This window comes from Parashewanella sp. 2210YD4-3, assembly GCF_056591735.1.
On the sequence record NZ_JBWQOG010000001.1, the window covers coordinates 655,304 to 679,769 of the forward strand.

Here is a 24,466-nt window from a genome sequence, read left to right on the forward strand (position 1 = left end):
AAGACAGAAAATCAACCTATTATCAATCGTGTCGATTTCCCGCACCGAAGCGACGGAGTATACCAGACTCGCTAAATCTTGGCTATGGGTTGTTGAAAAATCCTTTAATCATAATACCAATTTGTATTCAGCATGTTGTCTTTTTATGGCTCTATGACTTACGAACATCCATAAGAGCAGGCTTTTCGATTGTTACTCGGCTTTCGTCTTGCTCTGACTTCTGTTGACTTGCTTTTGATAGCATATCTCTAAGGGGATCTGCCTGCGAAAATTCTTCAATACCTTTAAGCATGAGTGCATCCCGTACTTCAAGAATGAAACTCATTATGGGTCCTTGGGTTATAATGTCTGCCTCGGTCATCGATTCATTAGTTACAGGGTTTACAGGCCTAATTTGCAACGCTTCGACTAACAATCCCTTTTCAAAAACATTACCCACTCGGTCTAAACATGGCTCCTTAATTTCAGCTAAACCAGCAAGCGATATTGGACAGACCATTCTACTCAAAAAGCTCTGTAAGAATACTGGCCCCATCTGTTGTAAAAACTTCTCTCTAAGAACAATTTCAGCCTTTTTTGACCAAGTATATGGTGATATCACGCACTCAGTTTGCACTGCAGAAGCTTTGGCACCATCCCCATGTTTAAAGTGAAACTGTTGCCCATGTTCGAAAAAAGTGAAGCTAACATTTCCTTTTATGTCAGTTAGATCACCGACAAACTGACTGTACTGTTGAAGAGTCCATTTCTGATTTTTAGGTTTACATTCTAACTCTCTGGTTAGCTGCCTTAATGGGGCAATAATATCTAATTGAGCATCGTCTCCAAAACGTAAACTCAAATTATTCAATAACGATAAAGAATGTTGTTGAATAGGAAAAAATACAACATTCACTGTCTTACTGGTTTCCTTCGTTAACAAAGCATCAAGTTTTAATGTAAATGCCGCATCGTCCTCACCCAATAATTTAGGCAACAAATATAAATGCCCGTTTTCGAGAAATAACACTGTAAGCACTGCTTGATAATCATCACGTGGCGGTAAAACTAATTGCAGGTTCTCCATAAACCTCGGAGATACTTTATTTTCTTTGGTGAATCTTAATGCTTCTGTTTGTGGCGTTAGATGATTAGCTTTTTCTGTATTGCCTTTAGGCTGTTTTCGTAGTGTTATTTGACAGCCTGATAACGGGATATTCAAACCCGTAGCAGGCCCTCTACCTATAAAATATAAATACAATTCCATACCATCAAGATGGTTTTGAAAGACCCGGCTACGCTCTTGCAACCAACGACATCCCACACTTTTTGGATTATCGGCTGTATAGCTTCCACTAGCTTCACGAACCCTAAAACGTATAAAACGTCTAGGTTCATTATATTTCATAGGCTGTATACTATGAGTGTTCTTTTCGGGAATTAAGTCTCTGAATAAATCAAATAGCTCAATTCTAAAAAGTTTCGGTGATTTATTTGGTAAAAAAGGGGAAATTACACGTCTTAATATAAAATTCCAACTCGCCACTTGAGCTATATAAGGTAAGCGACCAGAATAGTCATAAAAAGGATAATTTTCTTCGACGCAATCTCCTATCCAAGTTTTCTTTTTGTGAGAAGCTTGATCACAAAAATAACTATCAGCAGTATCCAGTCGTACAAACTCACTGTATTTATTTTCTACTATTCTTGCAATAAGTGCTTTGACTGCTCTATCAACTTCAAGATCAAGGCAGAGCGTTTTCAAGCTGCCATCCTCATGCCGTTGCACAATCATTCCCCACTCATCAGATAATAGAGTTTCAGATACCTTGCTGTAACACTCTAAATGTTCTTGTTCGCTGTAGGGGCTATCGAGTAATTCATTCACACTTTGAATAAGCGCTTGTGATGTCGAAAAATGGCTAGACATCTTGCGAGGATAAGCGATATCTTCAGGATCACTTTTTAATGTTTTGGACTTCAAGGGAGCAGGTGAGAATTGTTCCGTTTTAAAGCTAACCGTAAGCTGCTCTCCATTGGTAGAGTCAACAGTGCCATCATTTAAGAACCTTTCCAACGCTACTCGAGCCTTATTTACTTCCTGATCCTGAGTTACAGCCTCTGAAGCTTTGACTGTCCATCGACTATTCTCTGCATGATAAGTTAGAGCAAATGTCCCCAAATACAATAAACTGTTATGTTTTGCTGCATTAACCCTAACGCTCGAGCCCGCTTTCGAGACTGCTATAGAAGCCAACCCGCGTTGAGAAATAAATTGATGGGTATTCGCTGACCATAATAATTCTGACGCCATAAAAGATTCACCAATATCGAGCTTTCACTTACTCTCATTAAAAATGTCATTAGTTATATTTTATTAGATAAAACGATTAGAAATGATGAATTATCATTTACCTATAATGACGCTAAAACACATCCCAACAATCATCAAAACCTTGGAATATAGGGAAAACGCAATGGCGCTGCAATCTTAGGTTTATCTGGTGATAAAGCAGAAAAGTCCTCGCACCTTAACACGCGACATTCATTGTTTTTATCAATCAAATAATATGCCTCTCTCTCACCTAGATTTTCGTATCTGAATTGAATACGGCAATCAAAGCACATCGACTGAAGACGATTAAATGCCAAAGAACACTTCGATGGATTGTTTGAAGTTAAAATGGTTTCAAAATGTTCAATTGCTCTACTGGGTTCTTCGAAATGTCCATCACAGCATGTAAAAAAGTCCATCGCAGTCCAAAATACAATATGATCTCTATCGCTGACTCTAGATGGCGCATCTTCTCGCAAATGTTTTACTGCCCCAAGCGGGAAAGTGTAATCTGCCGAAAGTAATTCAAACGATGCACTAGTAGTAATTTTCTTTTTACTATTCGGCTTTTCCTCTTCTTCTGGTATTGATGATTGTGGGGTGCATTTTAATTGAGGGGCACTAATTCGATAACGTGCTCCTGCAATAGTAACCAACCTTTGTTGTTCAAAAGTAGAAATAGAATCAGGCTCAGCCACAGCGTTTTCTGCTGTGCTACCAAACGATTTCTCTTGGATGGTATAACCATTTGGAATCTCTTCTGGCTCTTTGGTTCTGAGTAAATCTTGCAATCGATAATAAGCTTGATTGGCAATAGCTAAATCAGTGGTATGTATTATTGTATATAGCTGCAAATAGGCTTCGTAAGTTCGCAGACCAAAAAAGCGGTCTATTTTGCGGTCTAGCCATTTTGATTGAACAGCGGTAACATCAAAACTCTGCCAACTCTGCATTTGTTGTATGTCATTAAAGGGGATTGTTCGTTCCCTTAAAAAACCACAAAACTCTCCAGCAAGAGTTAGGTGTGAATGATAACAAGTAGTCAAAACTATAAACCAATCAGTAAAATAATGATTACATTATAGCCAGCCACTTTTGTTGATTAAGTGAATTTTTGTTCATTCCGCTTATTGGCAGCAGCCTGCTTTATGCTACAAGGCGTCCACTATACTCATCAAAACCTTGGTAAAATAGGGAAAGAAAGTGCTGGCATAGTTTGTGACTGTTCAGGCGAATGAACAAAATCACTGCATCTAATTATGAGAGCGTTCCCTTTTTTATCTAAAAGGTAAAAGGCATTACGCGCTTCGACAGGTTGAGATTTGAATTGTAAACGGAAGTCATAACAATTGGCTTGAAGTCGCCTTAAAGCAGCGAAACAATCAGACTCATTTTGAGAGCCTAAAATAGTATTCAAATCAGACAGTGCTTGACTCATATCATCAAAGTGACCATCACAGAGTTTAGAGATACTTAACGCACTCTTTTTTGATACATATTCTCTATCTGGAATCTTGACAGCAACCACTTCAGTCTTTGATGTTTTTACTCCACCAAGAGTGACAGTGTCATCATTGGAATACAATTGATACTGTGCAGAAGTAACCACGCGCCGAGATTCATTTTCTTCCCACGTTATCGGGGTTTCATTTAATTGTATGGCACTAAGTCGGTAATGTTTTCCACCAACGATGAGCAACTCCTGTTTAAAAAGATCGGGGTTTGTTGTTGTTTTTGTCATTGCGGGCACAGGGCATACATCAATAGGTTTATCTTGAGTTACTGAAAATTGAGGAATATCAGACTCTAGGGTTCTTAATTTACTCTGCAGCCGATTATAAGCTTTAGAAGCGATATCCATGTTAGTCGTATGAATGATGGTATGAAGCTGCAAATACACTTCTTCAGTGGGTAGAGAAAAAAAAGTGTCTACTATTCGTTTGTGTAAACGTGCTCCAAAGGTATCAGTGCTATAGCTCTCCCAAGTCTGAGAGTCACGCATCGCCTTAATTTCTTCAAAGGGAATATTTCGCTCAACATAGCGGCCAAAACGTCCACCAACAAGCGTGAGATGTGAAGGGATATATGAACTCAAAAAACTAACCCAATCAATGAAATACTGATTAGATTATATTCGGTTACTTAACTTGTATCAGTGAAGCTTTGTTAATTTCACTGCCCTTGCTATTAAAACATCATCAGCAAGGGCATGCCGTAGGTATAAGTTATGACAAAAGTCACAGCATAGGTTTTAAAAAACGAGCCGTATGTGAAATCGGATGCTCCGCCACTTGTTCAGGGGTTCCAGAAGTCAATATGGTTCCACCACCTGAACCGCCTTCTGGGCCAAGATCGACAATCCAATCGGCGGTTTTGATCACATCTAAATTATGCTCAATCACGACTACAGTATTGCCGTGGGCTTTTAAACGATGCAGAACATCAAGCAGCATTTGGATATCGGCAAAATGAAGGCCAGTAGTTGGTTCATCCAAAATATATAAGGTTTTGCCTGTATCGCGTTTTGACAATTCTTTTGCCAATTTCACTCGCTGCGCTTCACCACCTGATAAGGTTGTCGCACTTTGCCCTAGGCGAATATAAGACAGACCCACGTCCATCAGGGTTTGTAACTTACGAGCAATGGCCGGAATGGCATCAAAGAACGTTCTGGCTTCTTCCACTGTCATTTGCAGCACTTCGTGAATATTTTTGCCTTTATAGCGCACTTCTAGTGTTTCGCGGTTATAACGCTGCCCTTTACACGAATCACACGGTACATACACATCAGGTAAAAAGTGCATTTCAACTTTGATCAAACCATCGCCTTGGCAAGCCTCACAACGGCCACCTTTTACATTGAACGAGAAGCGCCCAACTTGATAACCACGGCTTCTTGATTCTTGTGTGCCTGCAAATAACTCACGAATAGGCGTGAATATTCCCGTATAGGTAGCAGGGTTAGAACGTGGCGTTCGCCCGATCGGACTTTGATCGATATCCACCACTTTATCGCACTTGTCCATACCGATGATTTCATCGTAAGGTGCAGGCTCTGTCACGGTCGCTTTATTCAGCATCCGATGAGCAATCTTGTAAAACGTATCGTTGATCAAAGTGGATTTACCGGAACCCGATACGCCTGTAACACAGGTCATTAATCCAAGTGGGATCGTTAAATCGACATTTTTGAGATTATTACCACGAGCTCCTTTCAACTCAATGACTTGCTCAGCGTCATAAGCAACGCGATCACCTTTCACATGAATTTGTTTTTCGCCTGAAAGATACTGCCCTGTTACCGACTCCTTACAAGCCAAGACATCTTCAAGTTTACCGCTGGCAATAATGCTGCCGCCATGAACACCTGCACCAGGGCCAATATCAATCACATGATCCGCCATGCGAATGGCATCTTCATCATGCTCGACCACAATAACTGTATTGCCTAAATCTCGCAGGTGCTTCAAGGTATTCAATAAGCGTTCATTGTCACGTTGATGTAAACCAATAGACGGTTCATCAAGCACATACATCACACCAACCAGCCCTGCACCAATTTGACTGGCCAAGCGAATTCGCTGGGCTTCACCGCCCGATAAGGTTTCAGCTGAACGGGAAAGGTTAAGGTAATTTAAGCCAACATTGACCAGAAAGCCCAAACGCTCTTGGATTTCTTTTAGAATTTTTTCTGCAATTTTGGCTTTTTGCCCTGCAAATTGCAGTTCATCAAAATACCCTTTAGCTTCACCAATCGACCACGTGGTGAGTTCGGGTAAATTAACACTCTCGATAAAGACGTTTCTTGATTCCTCTTTTAATCGTGAACCATCACAACTTTGACAAGGCTGAGTGTTGATAAATTTAGTCAACTCTTCACGCACCGAGTTACTTTCTGTTTCTCGATAGCGGCGATCCATATTGTTCAATATGCCTTCAAATGGGTGATTACGATTCACCACATCACCTTTATCATTCACATATTTAAAGGCAATTTTTTGTTTTCCTGAGCCATAAAACACGATCTTTTTGATCTTATCATCGAGCTGCTCAAACGGAGTTTCAACATCAAACTCGTAATGCTCTCCCAAAGACTTCAGCATTTGGAAATAATAAAAATTTCGACGATCCCAACCGCGGATCGCACCACCAGCTAGGGATAACTCACCATTTACAACCACTCGTTCAGGGTCAAAAAATTGCTGAACGCCTAAGCCATCACAAGTACCGCAAGCTCCAGCCGGATTGTTGAATGAGAAGATCCTTGGCTCTAACTCAGTCATTGAGTAACCGCAATGAGGGCACGCAAAGTTAGCCGAAAACACTAAAGGCTCTTGCTCAGTGTCGTCTTGCATTGGGACGATTAACGCCAAGCCACCAGATAATTCTAATGCGGTTTCAAACGATTCTGCCAAGCGTTGCTTTATGTCGTCACGTGCTTTAAAGCGGTCCACCACAACTTCAATAGTGTGCTTAACGTGTAAGTCCAGAGTCGGCGGATCGGACAAATCGCATACTTCACCGTCAATACGAGCACGAATGTAGCCCTGCGCTTCAAGGCTTTCTAATAGCTTAACGTGCTCACCTTTACGACCATTCACCACTGGCGCTAACAGCATTTGACGACTGCCTTCTGGAAGCTCTAATACCTTGTCTACCATCTGACTGACGGTTTGTGCGGTTAACGGTTGGTGATGTGTCGGGCAGCGTGGCTCACCGACTCTGGCGTATAGAAGACGCAAATAATCGTAAATTTCAGTAATGGTACCCACGGTTGAGCGTGGATTATGAGATGTGGATTTCTGCTCGATAGAAATGGCAGGGCTTAAGCCCTCAATATGATCCACATCAGGCTTTTCCATCAAACTCAAAAACTGACGAGCATAAGCCGATAATGATTCCACATATCGACGCTGACCTTCAGCATATAAGGTATCAAATGCTAGTGATGACTTACCTGAACCTGACAATCCAGTGATCACGATTAACTCATCTCTTGGAATGGTTAGGTTGATGTTTTTGAGGTTATGAGTTCGGGCGCCGCGTATTTCGATCTTATCCATCAAGCTCTCGTTTTTATCTCAAAAGTACTGAAAGGATATACAGTATGCCAGAAGTAATTTGTCAGTGTAACCTCTCTACCAAAATCGTTACTTTATGTTACCCCCAAAGGGTTCAGAATCAACAGCAACCAATTTCTATTTCCCATTAATTCTTGTTTATAAACTTTTGCGTTCGAGAATCCTCGTTTACAATAAAAACACTATTAAAATAGAGTGTTAGTAGAGGGTATCTATTAGGGCGCGCCCTAAATTTTTATACTCTCTGTTTCCGTATGCTATTATGCGCTGCTTTTAACTGAATTGAGCAGATTCAACTTTCAATTATCATTCAATTCAAATAGGTATCACTCTTCCATTTTTATCTTCAAGGTTTTTTAACATGCAAAGTAATGGCTTATCTGCAGTTGAAAAGAAAGTAGCCGCTTCCCTCGCCAGTGTTTTCGGCTTGAGAATGATGGGGCTTTTCATGATCATGCCAGTGTTTGCCCTTTATGGTCAGCACTTAACCGGATTTTCTCCGTTCTTAGTGGGTGTTGCCATTGGTGCTTACGGATTAACTCAAGCCTTATTACAAATCCCAATGGGGATCTTATCCGATAAAGTCGGCCGTAAACCTGTGATTATCGGCGGCTTGATTGTATTTGCCATCGGCAGCCTTGTCGCTGCCAGTGCCACTAGTATTTACATGGTGATTGCGGGTCGTGCTTTACAAGGTATGGGGGCGATTGCCGCTGCTGTGCTTGCTTTAGCCGCTGACCTAACCCGAGATGAACAGCGCACCAAAGTCATGGCCGTTATTGGTATGTGTATTGGCTTTTCATTTGCACTCGCCTTATTGCTTGGGCCGATTGTAGCTCATCACTTAGGGTTATCAGGCCTATTCATTATGACGGCGATTTTTGCGGTTATTGGTGTTTTGATCGTGCAATTTTTTGTGCCTAACCCTGTTCGTCATGCTCCTAAAGGTGACACTGTGGCCGCACCTGCTCGTTTGCTCACCATGTTAAAAAACCCGCAACTCATTCGTCTTGATGCGGGGATTTTTATCCTTCACCTCACCCTAACAGCAGTATTTGTAGCCTTACCCTTTGTATTGGTTCACGCTGGTTTTGCCAAAGAAAATCATTGGAAGCTTTACTTCCCAACTTTCATTGGTGCTTTTTTCTTAATGGTGCCTTTGATCATCATTGGCGTTAAAAAGAAAAACACCAAAGCCACGTTTCAAATCTCATTACTGATCATGTTAGCCTCCCTTGCCATATTGGCCTTATTTGAAAATCAATTTTGGCTGATTGCATTAGGGGTCTTACTTTTCTTTACCGCCTTTAATTATCTTGAAGCGTCATTACCCAGCTTGATTGCTAAATTTTGCCCAGCTGGCGATAAAGGTTCAGCCATGGGAGTCTATTCCACCAGCCAATTTTTAGGCGCCTTTTGTGGTGGTCTATTAGGTGGAAGCATGTATCAATGGGTTGGTGCTAACGGTGTATTTATCGTGGCCTTGGTATTAGTGGGAATTTGGCTATTATTATCTTTAGGCATGGAAAATCCCGTACTGTTAAAAAGCTATACGCTCTCCACCAAAATCCGAGATAAAGCCCACGCCCAAGAGATAGCCGCTCAGTTATCAGCTCTAACTGGCGTTGCTGAAGCGATATTGATCACGGAAGAACAAGCCGCCTATCTCAAAGTTACCGATCAATTTGAATTAGAAAGTGCACAAGCAATTTTAAAGAGCTCAGATTGAATTAACTGACAAAAAAGCATACTCTAGCCGTTATGCATGTAAGCAAAAAATATTAAACTCGCAGGAGAAAATCATGGCCAGCCGTGGTGTGAACAAAGTAATATTAGTGGGTAATTTAGGGCGCGATCCTGAAGTTCGTTATATGCCAAATGGCAATGCGGTAGCCAATTTTACCATTGCAACCAGTGAAACTTGGAAAGATCAACAAGGTCAGCAACAAGAGCGTACTGAGTGGCATAACATCGTTATGTATCGTCGCTTAGCTGAAATTGCAGGTGAATATCTCAAAAAAGGCGCTAAGGTATACGTTGAAGGTCGTCTACAAACCAGTAAATGGCAAGATCAACAAACAGGTCAAGATCGTTACAAAACTGAGATCGTTGGTAACGAAATGCAAATGCTTGATGGCCGTCAAGGTGGTGGCATGAATGCCAACCAAGGTGGTTACAGTGCACCTAAACAAGCACCAACCCAGCAGCCACAAACTTCTGGTTACGGTGCGCCGCAACAACAGCAGCAACAAAGCTATCAACCGCAACAGCCACAGCAGAGCTATCAGCCTCAGCAACAAACTCCTGCACAACAGGCGCCAGCGCAACAAGCTAAACCTGCTCAAGCACCTCAGCAACAACCTGCTCAGCAAAATTACACGCCAAACTTGGATGATGGCTGGGACGACGATATTCCATTCTAGGGGAAACGTACTTAATGCAGTTCTAATTGCATTGATAAGGCCTTGCTATTGCAAGGCCTTTTTGTTTGATTAAGTTCCCTTGATAGTTTTGATCAAAGATTCAGTTGTTCTTAATGTTAATGCTGCTATTGTCAACGTAGGGTTGGCTGTACCAGAGGTAGGAAACACACTCGAACCAAGAATATATAAATTTTTATGCTCATAGGTTCGACCACTAGGTAAAACCACCGAATCCCAAGAGCTTAACCCCATTTTACAAGTCCCCATGATGTGTCCAGACGAGAGCACTTCAGGAATATGCAGAATTTCGGTGGCTTTAAGCTTAGTAAACATGGCTTCAAAGCACAGTTTGATATCTTTTAATCCCTTTTGTTCATATTCGGTAAAATGGTAATAAATCTCTGGGTGAGGTAAACCAAATTTATCGGATCGATGTTGACTTAAACTCACTCGATTTCTGCGATTGGGTAATTGCTCAATAGCGCCATCTATCGAGATTTGTCTCTGTATTCTATCTTTCAACGCCTGCTGTAGTTCATCTCCATATTTAAACTCTTTAACTGGAGATTCAAAGTCAGCATACGGACTGGCGTGAGGAGATGCCCAGCCATTATTGTGAATGTTAATCCGATAACCGGAAAAGTGTTTTCGAAAGTCTCCAGTCCTAAAAGACTCAATACTCGACGTTGCTATAGGGCCTCTAAAACCATATACAGGCACAGGAGACAGGCATTGTGATACCACTAAAGGATGATCCATCAAGTTTCGCCCTACCATATCACTTCTATTAGCAAGTCCTTTGGGGTACCTTGCTGACTTTGACATCAGTAGAATCTTGGGAGTCTCGATAGCATTAGCGGCGAGCATAAAATATTTTGCAGTTAGTTTATGTTCACGACCATCCCAATCTAAGTACCTCACACTGTGAATTCGACCATGATGTTCATCCAACCGATGAACCACAGCTTTTGCAATTACCGCCGCCCCATGCTTTTTCGCTAAGTTAATATGGGTATTCGCTTCATATTTAGCCCCTGTTGGGCATAAAGGAATACAACTGCCGCTGCCTTTACACCAAGGTTGTTTAGCTTGTGGAGCAACGGATACTTTTAGCGGTATATCGTGATACAACAAGCCATCACAATTTTGTGACAGTACCTGATCCAAATAACTTTGCTTAAGGGGAGGGTTGGGATAATCCGTGCTTCTATCTGAGCCAGTATCTAAAGTTGAATCTCCTGACACTCCTAGTGCGTTTTCTGCCTGTCCATAATAAGGCTCAATTTGCTGATAATTCAGCGGCCAATTTACACCCACACCAAAATGTTTTTTGAGGGAGAAATCTTCTGGTAAAAAGCGCGGGCAAATGCCCATCCAATGCCATGTCGTCCCCCCGACAATGCGCTGATAAAACCCTTTAAAGGGTTCTGGCCCTGTTTGAACATAATAATTTGATGTATCGTCCGCATTGGGCCTTGGAGCTTCAGGGTGGAATGGATACGGTGTATCAATCCCTTGATAAGCACCAGCAATACGAAACTTTTGTGCATGTTTCTCTCTGTCTTTAAAGTAAGGGCCAGCTTCGAGCACAATTACTTTGATATTCGCTTGGCTCAGCTTCCACGCGGCTAGGGCACCGGCTACCCCTGAACCAATAATGATCACTTCGGCATCATGAGTCATAATGCAATCTTCAAACTAGGCGCTGGTGGCACCGACCAATCTCTGTCATCAGGGACACAAGGTGGCGTTGCTGAAATGATCTGCCAAATCAAGCCTTGTTGATATGCGAAGTCTTGGACATCCAACGCAGGTCTAGAATGAATAAATTTCCCTAGAAACCATAGCTTCAATATGGCTTTAGAAAAAGAGCGGTATTGCTGCAAAATTTGGGTTAATTCGATGGATGTGCTGGCTTTCCTAAAACTGGCATCAAGGTCAGCAATGGCTTTTTTACAATAAGCATGTCCAAACTGAGCAGTTAACTCTGTGTGGAAAGGCTTAACCAATGATTCGTTTATCTTGGCAAATCCGGTAAGAAACGAGGACACATATAGGAGACCCGTCGGTTGATTTGACTCACCCGCAACAGCCAGATTTATCCACTGAGGAAAAAAAACCGTAAAGCCGAGACTTGATGCGATTAAGTTTAACGTTTCTCGTCTCGTCAACATTTCAAGCCCTTAAGTTCTAAATAGCTTGATGTTACGCCTTAAAGGCTGACAAATACCTGACAATAAAAAAAACGATAAGAGGTGTTAGAGGCCGTTCCCAATTAGATTTTTGATTTGCTGCTGTTAATTTTTTAGGTTAAACAAGGCGGAAAATGTGAAGTGTAGTTATTACCGACATACACAACTGTCGTTACTTCGTTTCTACACGAACATTTGACAACGCAGTTTAAACAAAAAAGAAACGCAGCCTTACGGGTTACGCCTAAAATTGTCAAACTCTGCGTCACTCATTATTCATTTAGCTTACTAAACTTCAATCTTCGTGCCTTGATTTTGCCAATTTTAGTCTGTAACAAATCAAAAAGTCTTTAATTGGGAACGGCCTCTAGCAACATAAAAATAAAGGCATCCTATTGAATGCCTTTATTTATTAAAATGTGGACTCGATAATATTAGAAGTCGAATCTTAACCCAAGGCTGGCAATATCAACGTCATTTGAACGGTTATAAGAAAAATCAACTACCAGTTGATCCGTCAAACGGTAACCTAAACCAGCACCGATACCAAGCTTCCAATCATCAGAATTAACACTCAGGTTATTTCCAAGAATACTGGTCGTGCCTTTTGAGTCTATTCGCATATAAGTAGGTTCGCCATAAATGATGAATCCATTATCCCATTCATATTGAGCGCGAATAGCCAAACCAAATGCAGCTTCAAGTTCGATATCAATGACTTGAACTTGACCAGGGATCGGGCTTGGTACAGAAACGTCATCTTTACCGACACCTGTGGCATATCTAAGCTCGGGGATGATATCGACACCTTCACCGACATCAAAACGGTAGGATAACGACCCTTGAATCCCATTTAACGATACATCAGGCCCACTATCATTACTCATAATACCAATATAATGTACACCAGCTCCCCACTGAGCCATTGCTGTCGTAGAGAAACCCGCCAGTATTATTGCCAATAGTGTTTTTTTCATCATTCACGTCCTTATGTTGATAAATTTCATTAGGCAAAGTCAGTATAGTTGAGATTTAATTTTTTGAAGTGCGAAAGCAAAGCAGCTTAAACCAATAGCCATGCCCACCAACACATCAGAGAAGAAGTGAATGCTGATAATGATCCGACTTAATCCTAAAAATGTGCCAAAGCCAACAGTCAACAAGGCAAACAGTTTGTGTTTTTGATACAGGACTATTCCTATTGGGATAATCAAGCTTGCTGCCATAGTGGCATGCCCAGACGGCATTGAGCTGTAATCGTGAACGAGTGTGAAGCCATGAAAGCCATACCAGTCATGTTCAATAAATAGTTTCGGACGATAACGACCAAGCAAAAATTTAAGCAAAAAAGTAACGCCAATCGCTAAGGTGTAACCGCTAAACACGACTTTCATATCATGAATACTATCAATTTTGCCTTTCGAATAAAGAAGCAAAATCAATACCCCAACTATAATAACGAGGGGGAAGATCACCCCTGTTCCTGTACTTGTGCCTAATAAATGCATAGCATCAAATAAAGCCGTGTTTTCAAACAACTGGTAACAGTAGAGAGCAATCGCTTTATCCCAATAAACAAAGCTGACGATTGCAAGTACGATAAGCACTAATGAAATACGATAAAGAGTATCACTGATAGATTGCATGCCCATTCTACCCTGATCTAGAGGTTATAGATTGAGCCTAGCGTAGAAAGCAAAAATGTCGACCGAAGTCGACATTTTCATAGAATTAACGAGTTGACCACATAAGCCGGGTTTTGTTCTGTCTTGCGACAGCGACAATCATTCGTCTAGGCCTACAATCGCTCGTAGGCTCAAGCAATCTACCCGTTCCCAACGCGAGCCACGCCATGCGGGAACCTATTTGATCTTGCTCCGAGTGGAGTTTACCTTGCAACCAACTGTTACCAGTGGCCCGGTGCGCTCTTACCGCACCCTTTCACCCTTACCAAGCAAGCTTGGCGGTCTTCTCTCTGCTGCACTTGTCGTCGGCTCACGCCGCCCAGACGTTATCTGGCACTCTGCTCTTTGGAGCCCGGACTTTCCTCCCCACCATCCATAAAGATGATGCAGCGATTGTCTCGGTCAACTCAAGGCGAATTATACCTAAACCATAGACTCTAGGCTATGGTTTAGGTCTGTAAAATCACGCTGTTTGTACAGAGCGGCGATTATTCCACCAACTCGACACGTTATTGCCTAACACCAACAAACACGGCGTTAAGAACAAAGTCAGTACGGTAGCAAATGCCAAGCCTCCTGCAATCGCACTGGCTAATTGCGTCCACCATTGTGTTGACGGCGCACCAAAGGCCGCTTCCCGATTAATAAAATCAAGGTTCATCGACAAGACCATTGGTATCAAACCTAGCACTGTTGTACCAGCAGTCAGTAATACTGGTCGTAAACGTAATTCCCCTGTTATCAAAGCTGCATGATAAGCAGAATGACCTTGTTTACGCATTGCATTGTAAGTATCAATCAATACGATATTGTTGTTAACCACAATCCCTGCTAGCGCAATAATCCCTAAACCAACCATCACAACACCGAAAGCTTGTTGAGCAACTAACAATCCGAGTAATACCCCAGCGGTTGAAAAGATAATGGCACTCAGTACCAGTAAGCTTTGATAAAAGCTATTAAACTGCATAAGCAGAATCATCAACATTGCAAACACCGAAATAAAGAAAGCTTGAGATAAAAATACCCCTGTTTCTTTTTGATCTTCCGAATCACCTTTTTCGGTAATACGAATATCAGCAGGAAAGGTTTTCTCTTTCAGCTTGGTCTGTAATGCTTGCAAACGTTCGCTGGCTAAAAAACCATCTTTTATGTCTGCTTGTATGGTAATAACCCGTTTGGCATCGACACGTTTAATGGTTCCTGTTTTCGCAACTGGCTTTAACTCCACAAAATTAGATAAAGGCACAGAGCCAGATGGCGTTTGAATACTGAAATTAGACAATTGATCTAAATTGCGTTCGCTTTGTGGAAAACGGATCATAATATCCACTTCTTCTTCAGCATCATCGGGTCTAAAGTCTGTAACCTTGTAACCACGAGTCATCATTTGGATGGCACTGCCAATAAGGTTAATGTCAGCGCCATAACGCGCAGCAGCGCGGCGATCTACTGTCACCTGCCAATCGATGCCAGGCAGAGGTCGGTTGTCTTCAATATCTTTAAGACCATCGGTTTTATCCATTTCAGCTTGGATCATATCTACCGCATGGTAAATGTTCTCTTGGCTGATACCGCTGACTTGTAGTTGAATTGGTTTACCGGCACTAGGGCCATCTTCTTGCTTTCGAAACTCCAATTTAACGCCTGCTATATCGGCTGTTTTTTGGCGCATTTCTTCAAGAATTTTCGATGCTGGACGACGCCACTTCCAATCAATAAATTGGAACTGAACTGTACCCACAACATCTTCAGCAAGCTGGTTAGGCGCTTGGCTATAAGATTGAGCTGAAACAGACTTAAGCTCAGGCATACCAATCAAACGTTCCTCAACGTGGCGAAGTAGCTTATCTTTTTCGTAAATAGACAAATCACCACGAGCATGAACCAATACTTTAGCACTATCAGGCTCTGTATCTGGGAAGAACTCTGTCCCTAATCCTAAGGTAAAGTAACTCATGTAACTGATAATGATCGCCATGATCGTCAGTCCAAACACTTTGGTTGGGTGACGTAAGCCTAACGCTAAGGTCTTTGAATACCAGCCTTTACCATGGGCTTCAGCTTGTTCTGTGTCATCAACAAGGTCAGTTTCAACAGTGTCATTTCTACTGGTGTTTTTTTTGCTTATGGCTGCACCTAGCACAGGTAAGAACACCAAAGCTACAAACAATGAAGCGATCAAGCAGATCATTACCGTGATCGGCAGGTACTTCATAAACTCACCAACAATACCCGGCCAACCAACTAATGGCACGAACACTGCCAAGGTCGTAGCTGTGGATGCGATGATAGGCCAGCTCATTCTTTTTGATGCCATGGCAAACGCTTGCTTGGGCGTTAGGCCGTTATCGGCATAACGATTAGCCAGTTCGGTAACCACGATAGCACCATCAACCAACATGCCTACCACTAAAATCAAGCTGAACAAAACCACGATATTTAAGGTATAGCCAATCATGTAGATGACTAAGATCCCAGCAAGAAATGACGCTGGTATCGCCATGCCCACTAACAGAGAAGAACGAAAACCTAAGGCACCAATGATCACAATCATCACCATGATAACCGCACTGATGACATTATTTTGTAAGTCACCAATCATGGTGTTGATTTGATCAGACTGATCTAAGGTGTAATCTAAGCTCAATGTGCTCGGCCAGAAACCCTCTTTTTCAGCGACTATCTGTTTCACCTTAGAAATAGTAGCAATGATGTTTTCACCGACACGCTTTTTCACTTCAAGATTAATTGAGCTTTGACCATTTACTCGTGCAAAACCTTGGGCATCTTTGTAAGTACGGCGAATAGAAGCGACATCTCCAAAGGTTACCACGGTATCGTTAACGGTTTTGATCGGCAGCGCGAGCATGTCATCAATGTCTTCGACAACTCCCGGTACTTTAACCACCATTCGTCCATCACCATTATCAATGGCTCCGGCAGCAACAAGCTTATTGTTGTTACTGATACTGCGGATCACTTGCAGAAAATCGATGTTGTAGGTCTCAAGTATTAGAGGATCAACAATTACATCCAATACTTCTTCACGGTCGCCACCAATCTCTACTTCCAATACTTCGGGTAACGCTTCGATATCATCCTTAAGATCGCGCGCTAACCTAAGTAATTGTCGTTCAGGGATCGGTCCTGACAAACTCATGGATAAGACGGGGAACAAAGCCACATTCACTTCGTGAACTTCAGGCTCTTCACCGCCAGACGGCAACTTAACTTTGGCTAAATCGACTTTTTCTCTCACATCTAGCAAAGCTTGAGCAGAATCAAAACCGGCATCAAATTCAAGCGATACCGACGCATGGCCTTCCGAGGCCACCGATTTCATCTCTTTTACGCCTTCGATACTGCGAAGCTCTTTTTCCATCGGACGCACTAACAAACGCTCGGCATCTGATGATGAGATCCCCTCATGCACCATAGAAACATAAATATTTGGAATAGCAACATCTGGCTGTGATTCACGGGGAATAGCCACATAAGCCACTGAACCCGCTAAAATCACACAAAACAGTAATAATAAAACGGCGCGGCTTCGATCCATTGCCCAATCTATTAATCGACCCATACCGTTATTCCTTTTCCGTGGTCACATACTGAGGCTCAACGGTTTGTCCATTGGCAACGAATCCTTGACCAACGGTGATTAAGGTGACTTGCTCAGGGAGACCTGTTACGTAAACTCCAGAAAGATCTGAACGAATAAGATCAACCAAATATGTGTTCACTTGATTATGCTCATTCACCCCTTTGACTTGTAAACGACCATCAGTGGCTAAATCCAACATTGATGCTGGTATTTTGTGGGTATGAATTGAATTCAAATCCAATGTCACTTTTGCACTTTGCCCAAAAGCAGGTAAAGACTGTAAACCTGTGACTTTAGCTTCCACTCGATAAGTACGAGTTTGAGGATCGGCAGATTGAGAAAGGTAACTCACCTTACCTTGCACCTTTCTCCCATTGATCAATTCTGCAGTAACTGGCAAGCCTTGTTTGATATTTGCAATGTCCCGCTGAGGCACTTGAACCACGATCAACAAATAACTATTGTCTACAAGAGTACCTACCGGATCGCCAACCCCTACATAACTGCCGGGTTCTGCAGTGAGTTCATTCAATATGCCACTGAACGGTGCTTTGATTTGTGTATGTTGTAGGTTAAGTTGCAGCTGTTTTACGTTAGCTTCGGCATTCGCTAGCTGTGCTTGTGCTTGCTTGTGTTGATTTGATGAAACCAGCTTCTTTTTGAGCAGACGTTCACTGGCTTGTAAATCGGCTTGCTTTACTAATAAATCAGCTTTAGCAGATGCTAAAGACAGCTTTCTGTTGTTCACTTCAAGTTGAACAATCACTTGCCCTTTTTGAGCTTGTTCACCTTTAAGGATGTTCTTTTTGATCACTTTACCCGACACTTCGGCTTTTAATGACACCTGTTTTGGCGCTTCGATTTGACCGCGAAGATTAAGGATATTGCTCATTTCCTTTGCCGAAAAATCAGCAACTTGCACTTTAAATAGTGACTGCTCTTTTTGCTGTTTTTGATGAGACCGAGCTTGCTCACTGCTGTCTTGACTAGTTGAAATAGTGCCTGTTGCAATCCAAGCAACCGCACCTAGTGTCAGTAAAACAGCTATCGTTACGGAATTTAACTTTGGTTTGATCATATCTTCCAACTTATATTAATTTCTACCATGAAATAATTTACTTCGACCTTTAATTACTGCCTTTTTCCTAAAATCCCTGCCACCATAAATTGACTATTGATCTCAATAAAACGCTCTGGTGTTAACCCTTCAAATGCGGCTATTTCACCATCCCAAATCATTCTTAATGTGCCATGAAAGCTGGCGTGTAACGCAATGACCAACTCTTCAACTGATTGTCTCGGGATCTCGCCGCTTTTCATGCCAGCTTCGAGTAACTCTTCAAAAAAATATTGATCTTGTTTTTCCATTTCTTCGAAAGCGTTAGCCACCGTATCGGGTAAACGCTTTCTCACATCCGCACGATGACAATAATGAGCCACCTTGGCTCCTACTGGATCATCCAAACTAATTTGAAACGCCAACCTTAAAATCTTCTCGACGGCCACTAAGCAATTGTCTTCAGGAATTTTTGTCGGCCATTGCTCTCTAAATTTTTCAAAGTGAGACAATGCAATACGTGCATAAATTTCTTCTTTACAGCTAAAGTGCTTGTACACAGTACCCTTACCGATTTCGGCTTTGTTAGCGATCTGTGCCACTGTGACACTTTGCCAATCATTACCATCAAACAAACTCAAGGCTGCTGATAAAATATCTTCCTCTCTGCGTGCAAACTCTCGTTGTTTTCGTGTTAATTCCACCATTAAACACTCCAATAAGGTATTTATATAAAACCAACAGTCACTTTGTGACTACTGGTCACAAATTTAAGCATAAAGATAGCAGAAGGTAAATTGAGCACCTGTATTTTTGTACTATTTGAGAGGAAATGTGGATAGAAAAATTGTAAATAGATATGAATGATTTGAACGTAAGCTTATCCAAGATAACGTTTTTCTTAGATAAGCTTAAAACGAAATTATTGAGTTATAAATCCAGTTCTAACCCTACTTTATAGAGGGCATTTTTCTTTAATCCGTAGATTTGTGCGGCAATCGCTGCCGCTTTTTTTAATGGTAGTTCTTTGCTTAACAGGGTAAGTGTATTAATCACTTCTGGCGATAACTCCCCGTCTTCTTTCGTCTCAGCGCCTTTGATCATCAACACCATCTCACCTTTTTGCTGATTAGCATCCGACGCTACTTTTTCAATAACTTCAGCAATCGTGCCCGATAAAAAGGTTTCAAAAGTTTTGGTGATCTCTCTGGCCATCACCATAGATCTATCTTCACCAAAATGTAGTGCCATAGAATGAAGACTTGGCAATATTCGATGTGGAGATTCATAAAAAATCAGGGTTCGAGTTGCATCTGCAAGCGCAGATAAACGATCGCTGCGTCCCTTTTCTTTGGCTGGTAAAAACCCCTCAAAGGAAAAGCGATCTGAAGGCAAGCCTGATGCGCTTAGTGCAGTGATTGCAGCACAAGCACCCGGTAGAGGAATAACAGCAAATCCGGCTTCGCGGACTTGAGAGACTAAGTGATAACCAGGATCTGATATAAGTGGCGTACCTGCATCAGAGATCAAAGCGATCGATTCGCCCTGCTTCAGTTTGGCAATAATACTGGCAGCACGATTACGCTCATTATGATCATGAACCGCCATAGTACGAGTTTCTATACCAAAGTGATTTAATAATTTGCCACTGTGTCGAGTATCTTCACACGCAATGAGATCCACCTGTTTAAGTACCTCTATGGCTCTAGGGGTAATATCGGCTAGATTTCCAATGGGTGTTGGCACCACATATAACGCCGCGACGTGATCCATAATTTCCTCATTCGTCATTTAGACTTTCGTCATATATAAGAGCAGGTTAAACTATATCCAAAGCGCTGCCCTTTAGGGTGGGAATATTATCATAATCAGAGAGTAAATCTGTGTTGAAAAACCAAAATATTCGGGGATACTTAGTTGGATTATTAACAAGCTTAATTCTGCTTGGCTGTAGTTCGTCACCTAATAAAACCTTAACGGCTACCGATTTGGCCTTAAATGAAGTCAAATTTTCAGCCACTGAATATTTAACCAAAGCCAAACAACTAAAAGCAAACAACTTAAAGTTACGTGCTCAATTACTTGCAGCTCACGCTTTTTTAAATAAAAACCAAAGTGAGCAAGCGACGAATCTCTTAACCCAGATTTCAACCCAATTAACGACAAACTCTGAAATTCAAGCTGAATATCGTTATTTAAAATCATTGACTGCCTATCAAAAACAGCAATATCAACAAGCACTTGATATCTTATCTTACCCTGATGCTTGGCAGCTTCCTCGTTGGCAATGGCGAAACTATTACCAACAACGAGCCCTGCTTTTCGGGCTAGTGCAACAACCGATAAAAAAATTGCAGTCATACACATCATTGGCTATGTATGTAGATGTAAATGAAGCGACCAAGCTTAACCAACATATTTGGCAAACACTCAGTCAATTAAAACAAGAGCAGTTGGCTAGCCTTAAACAACAACCTTTACCAAAAATATTTTCAGGTTGGATTCAACTGGCTTACATTGCTAAATTTTATGGTGCTGATCCCATGCAATTGATCAGCAATCTAAGCCGTTGGCAACACGCTCATTCTCAGCACCCAGCTGCTGTTAAGCTACCCGACGATCTTAAAAAAGCCATTAATACTAAACCTTATCAGCCTAAAAAAATCGCAGTGTTATTGCCATTAACAGGTAATGGTTCATCTTTTGCTGAGCCAATCAAAGCTGGCATTGTGAACCGCTATTACAAAGATAGTATTCAAACGTCTATACAATTCTATGATACCAGCTCGAACGTAGAGCAAGCCTACCAACAAGCGTTAACAGATGGTGCCGAATTCATTATTGGTCCTTTACTGCCAAAGAATGTGGTTAAGCTTCACCAATTACAAGAATCTGAGGGTGTTACTGTTCCTCAACTATTTTTAAACCAATTAATGAAACCAAGTGAAGTTGAAAATACTTACTTTTTCTCATTGTCTCCACAACAAGAAGCCGTCGATGCCGCTTTACGCATGGAACGTAGCGGTGTTAAAACACCGTTAGTATTCGCTACTGATAATTCAACTGGCCGCAATATGGCATTAGCCTTTAAAAATGAGTGGTTCAAATTGACAGGTGTAGAAGCCGAAACCCACTTCTACGCAGATACCAATAAAATGAAGCAAACAGTTCAACAAGCCATGGGCGTCACTGATAGCTTAAGTCGTATAGGCAAAATCAAATCCTTGATTGGGAAAAAAGTCAAAGCAGACTTCCGCTCTCGCCGTGATATTGATGCAATCTACATGCTCTCAGGATCACGGGATCTTCCTTTGTTAAAACCCTTTATCGACGTCAGCTTTAGTGTTTTCGCTCGCCCGGTGCCTTTATATACAAGTAGCCGTAGCCGCCCAAATATTGGTAATACCAAAAAAGGGAAAGAATATAACGGCATCATCATGAGTGAGGCACCATGGTTAATGCGAAATACCACTGAACATCGAAGTATTAATCAGCTGTGGCCAACTTGGAACTATAACCAACAACGGCTTTATACCATGGGCAATGATGCTCTAGGATTAATTGGTCAGTTAGCCCAAATGCGTGCTTTCCCTGGGTTTCAATTTAAGGGAGAAAGTGGCACTTTATCAGTTGGACAATTTGGTGTGGTTCGCCGTCAATTACAATGGGGGCAATACAAAAAAGGGATCTTATACCCTCTATGAATCTTGGCCAGCAGGGAGAGCAACAAGCACAAGAGTATTTAACTAATCAAGGGCTAAACTTTGTTAAAGCCAATGTTCGCTACCCTTTTGGCGAATTGGATTTAATCATGCGTGATGGTCAGCATTGGGTTTTTGTTGAAGTCAAACTCCGCACTAATCCTAATTTTGGTGGCGCCATCAGTGCTATCTCACCCAAAAAAATTCAACGAATACGTAAAGCAGCTAATGCGTATATCCAGCATAATCGTATTCATGCTCCTTGCAGATTTGATGTCATCGCCATCGATAATCAGAAAATTCAGTGGATAAAAGGGGCGTTTTAAGATAAAGATTAGATTAAGCTCACTTCATATATCTATAAAAAGTCGTTATCACCCGTTACTATTGATTAAATTTTTTGCCAGTAAAACTTAATGAGCTCGATCCTAAGCTGCACTATAAATAGCCGAAAAAGGGTTATTTTAGATATAAACTCATTTTTTACTCCCATTGAATCGGAGTGCTCATTAGAACTCCTCATATGTTGTCATGACAAGAATTCGAGTTGTCAGTACAGCATTTATCATTGGTGCAGCTATGCATTCTAAAGTTGAAGTGGAACATAGTTTCGCATTAACTGAGCAGTTTTTTGCGAATCAGTAATAGATCACTTCCTCTACATAATCTTTGCTTTTGACATCTGTAAGAATATGGCAAACTACCCTCAATTTAGTATGTTAGGGTATATCCATGTTAGATCGCATTAAAGACAGCTTTACTGAGTCCATTCAAACTAAAATTGACGCGGCAGAAGCACTCCCAGAGTCTATTGAGCTTGCAGCACAAATGATGGTGAACTGTCTGCTTAATGGTAATAAAATTTTAGCTTGTGGTAACGGTGGTAGCGCAGGCGATGCCCAACACTTTTCAGCTGAATTGCTCAATCGTTATGAAATCGAGCGTCCACCACTTCCAGCCATTGCACTAACGACGGATTCTTCCACTTTAACCGCTATTGCTAATGATTACAGCTATGATGAAGTGTTCTCAAAACAAATTCTGGCATTAGGTCAACCGGGCGACATTTTGTTAGCGATTTCAACCAGTGGCAACTCTGGTAACGTCATCAAGGCCATGGAAGCGGCACTAAGCCGAGACATGACAATTGTCGCGCTTACAGGTAAAGATGGTGGCCCAATGGCGGGTTTAATGGGACCAAATGACGTAGAAGTTCGTGTTCCATCCAACATTACAGCACGCATTCAAGAAGTCCACTTACTTGTGATCCACTGCTTATGCGACAACATTGATAAGACCCTATTTCCACAGGACGAACAAGCATGAAAAAACTGATTGCCTTATTGTTAACCTGTTTTATGCTCCAAGGTTGTGCCGGTTTAATTATTGCGGGTGCAGCAGGCGGGGCTGTAGCACTCAATGATAAGCGCAGTCTAGGTACTCAACTTGATGATACTGATACCGATTTTAAAGTTATTGCAGCATTAGCTGAGCATCAAGATATTAAAAGCCAGACCCACATTCGCGCCATTACAGTAAACCGTAAAATCTTACTTATCGGGCAAGCTCCGAATGCTATGCTTCGTAATAAGGCTATCAGTATCGTTAAAGGAATGAAGATAGCCGATCTAGTTTATGATCAAATAAGGATCAGCTCACCTACAGGTTTTACGACTCGCACTAATGACACTTGGATCACCACCAAAGTGAAAGGCAGAATGCTTAATCAAAAAGGCTTAGATGCCACTCGCATTAAAGTTATCACTGAAAATAGTGAAGTCTTTTTAATGGGAGTTATTCACCCTCAGCAAGCTGATTTAGCGGTGAATGTTGCCCGCCACACAACAGGGGTCCAAAAAGTCATTAAAGTCTTTGATTATTCGAATTAATCAAAATTAATTGGGTTTAACTTGATTGTTATTTGATCAAACTGATAGTTTTGTGCCTAACTCGATATTTGAGCAAAGTATTGCTTTGGTTCAATAACTTTTAGGCATAATACTCTTAATGGCGAAAACGCAAGTAGATGTAAGTATTCCGCAGAGTGTAAACCTTATACATTCTGAGTAACAAACCCACTCAAAGACCAAGACAACGCGTGAAACCTACAGTTACCGATCACAGTTAGGTGATAAAACCCCAAAACAGTCAAGTTTCATCAAGAAAGAGAACTGGTAACAACCACAAAAGTGAGAACAAAGACTTGGATATCGATATCATGTTGTACAGAGCTTAATAATTTACAAGCGCTTTTTTTAGAACAGAGAGAGAGTGAAGAACTAAAGTCGCTCCCCCTTGCGGCTATTTTCTGTCACACACCAAGAAGTTGCTTAACATTTTGTCAACTTCAAAGCGAAGAACCGAATTTAATTAAAGCAGTTTGTAACCTTTTAATTACTGAGTATC

At 41.5% G+C, this 24,466-nt stretch carries 17 protein-coding genes, 1 other RNA gene and 1 pseudogene; 6 read left to right on the top strand and 13 right to left on the bottom strand.

Annotated features, from left to right (window positions below; genetic code table 11):
* Positions 1-151: 151 nt before the first annotated feature.
* The 4 genes from AC1EU0_RS02805 to uvrA form a co-directional block, all read right to left on the bottom strand.
* Positions 152-2,293 (bottom strand): RING finger protein, encoded by a 2,142-nt coding sequence (locus AC1EU0_RS02805; protein WP_480300405.1) that lies wholly within the window; start codon positions 2,291-2,293, stop codon positions 152-154.
* 134 nt (positions 2,294-2,427) lie between these two features.
* Positions 2,428-3,267, bottom strand: coding sequence for a hypothetical protein (locus AC1EU0_RS02810; protein WP_480300406.1), 840 nt, complete (start codon positions 3,265-3,267; stop codon positions 2,428-2,430).
* A 221-nt stretch (positions 3,268-3,488) separates the two neighbouring features.
* Positions 3,489-4,409, bottom strand: a complete 921-nt coding sequence (locus tag AC1EU0_RS02815; RefSeq protein WP_480300407.1) for a hypothetical protein — start codon at positions 4,407-4,409, stop codon at positions 3,489-3,491.
* 142 nt (positions 4,410-4,551) lie between these two features.
* Positions 4,552-7,377, bottom strand: a complete 2,826-nt coding sequence (gene uvrA / locus AC1EU0_RS02820; protein ID WP_480300408.1) for an excinuclease ABC subunit UvrA — start codon at positions 7,375-7,377, stop codon at positions 4,552-4,554.
* Between the two features lie 328 nt (positions 7,378-7,705).
* Here uvrA and AC1EU0_RS02825 point away from each other — a divergent pair.
* Together AC1EU0_RS02825 and AC1EU0_RS02830 are read left to right on the top strand one after the other, a co-directional pair.
* A pseudogene (locus AC1EU0_RS02825) lies at positions 7,706-9,124 on the top strand (MFS transporter); the annotation flags it as partial.
* Positions 9,125-9,197: 73 nt separating this feature from the next.
* Positions 9,198-9,818, top strand: coding sequence for a single-stranded DNA-binding protein (locus AC1EU0_RS02830; RefSeq protein WP_480300409.1), 621 nt, complete (start codon positions 9,198-9,200; stop codon positions 9,816-9,818).
* Between the two features lie 69 nt (positions 9,819-9,887).
* Here AC1EU0_RS02830 and AC1EU0_RS02835 read toward each other — a convergent pair whose 3' ends face one another.
* From AC1EU0_RS02835 to rsmI, 9 genes are all read right to left on the bottom strand, one after another.
* A complete protein-coding gene (locus tag AC1EU0_RS02835; protein ID WP_480300410.1) occupies positions 9,888-11,501 on the bottom strand; it encodes a GMC family oxidoreductase in 1,614 nt (537 codons plus the stop codon).
* Positions 11,498-11,992: a sugar dehydrogenase complex small subunit gene (locus tag AC1EU0_RS02840; RefSeq protein ID WP_480300411.1), complete on the bottom strand. Its 495-nt coding sequence runs from the start codon at positions 11,990-11,992 to the stop codon at positions 11,498-11,500. The genes AC1EU0_RS02835 and AC1EU0_RS02840 overlap by 4 nt, the downstream gene beginning before the upstream one ends.
* Before the next feature lie 452 nt (positions 11,993-12,444).
* The gene (locus AC1EU0_RS02845) at positions 12,445-12,990 is read right to left on the bottom strand and encodes an outer membrane beta-barrel protein (protein ID WP_480300412.1); all 546 of its coding nucleotides are present in this window, start codon (positions 12,988-12,990) and stop codon (positions 12,445-12,447) included.
* 36 nt (positions 12,991-13,026) lie between these two features.
* Entirely contained in the window at positions 13,027-13,656 is a 630-nt protein-coding gene (locus AC1EU0_RS02850) for a phosphatase PAP2 family protein (RefSeq protein WP_480300413.1), read from the bottom strand.
* 86 nt (positions 13,657-13,742) lie between these two features.
* Positions 13,743-14,104: RNase P RNA component class A (gene rnpB, locus AC1EU0_RS02855), an RNA gene on the bottom strand.
* 54 nt (positions 14,105-14,158) lie between these two features.
* Positions 14,159-17,281, bottom strand: coding sequence for an efflux RND transporter permease subunit (locus AC1EU0_RS02860; protein WP_480300414.1), 3,123 nt, complete (start codon positions 17,279-17,281; stop codon positions 14,159-14,161).
* A 4-nt stretch (positions 17,282-17,285) separates the two neighbouring features.
* Positions 17,286-18,380 (bottom strand): efflux RND transporter periplasmic adaptor subunit, encoded by a 1,095-nt coding sequence (locus AC1EU0_RS02865; protein ID WP_480300415.1) that lies wholly within the window; start codon positions 18,378-18,380, stop codon positions 17,286-17,288.
* 53 nt (positions 18,381-18,433) lie between these two features.
* Positions 18,434-19,066 carry a TetR/AcrR family transcriptional regulator gene (locus AC1EU0_RS02870; protein WP_480300416.1) on the bottom strand — a complete coding sequence of 211 codons (633 nt, stop codon included), beginning with the start codon at positions 19,064-19,066 and terminating at the stop codon, positions 18,434-18,436.
* A 223-nt stretch (positions 19,067-19,289) separates the two neighbouring features.
* A complete protein-coding gene (gene rsmI, locus AC1EU0_RS02875) occupies positions 19,290-20,132 on the bottom strand; it encodes a 16S rRNA (cytidine(1402)-2'-O)-methyltransferase (RefSeq protein WP_480300417.1) in 843 nt (280 codons plus the stop codon).
* Positions 20,133-20,242: 110 nt separating this feature from the next.
* Here rsmI and AC1EU0_RS02880 point away from each other — a divergent pair, with 110 nt between their 5' ends.
* The 4 genes from AC1EU0_RS02880 (at position 20,243) to dolP (ending at position 23,949) form a co-directional block, all read left to right on the top strand.
* The gene (locus tag AC1EU0_RS02880) at positions 20,243-22,063 is read left to right on the top strand and encodes a penicillin-binding protein activator (RefSeq protein WP_480300418.1); all 1,821 of its coding nucleotides are present in this window, start codon (positions 20,243-20,245) and stop codon (positions 22,061-22,063) included.
* On the top strand, positions 22,060-22,386 hold the full coding sequence (locus AC1EU0_RS02885) for a YraN family protein (protein ID WP_480300419.1): 327 nt from the start codon (positions 22,060-22,062) through the stop codon (positions 22,384-22,386). Before AC1EU0_RS02880 ends, AC1EU0_RS02885 begins: the two co-directional genes overlap by 4 nt.
* Positions 22,387-22,792: 406 nt before the next feature.
* A complete protein-coding gene (locus AC1EU0_RS02890; RefSeq protein WP_480300420.1) occupies positions 22,793-23,386 on the top strand; it encodes a phosphoheptose isomerase in 594 nt (197 codons plus the stop codon).
* Positions 23,383-23,949, top strand: coding sequence for a division/outer membrane stress-associated lipid-binding lipoprotein (dolP, locus tag AC1EU0_RS02895; protein WP_480300421.1), 567 nt, complete (start codon positions 23,383-23,385; stop codon positions 23,947-23,949). The genes AC1EU0_RS02890 and dolP overlap by 4 nt, the downstream gene beginning before the upstream one ends.
* Positions 23,950-24,466: the final 517 nt, after the last annotated feature.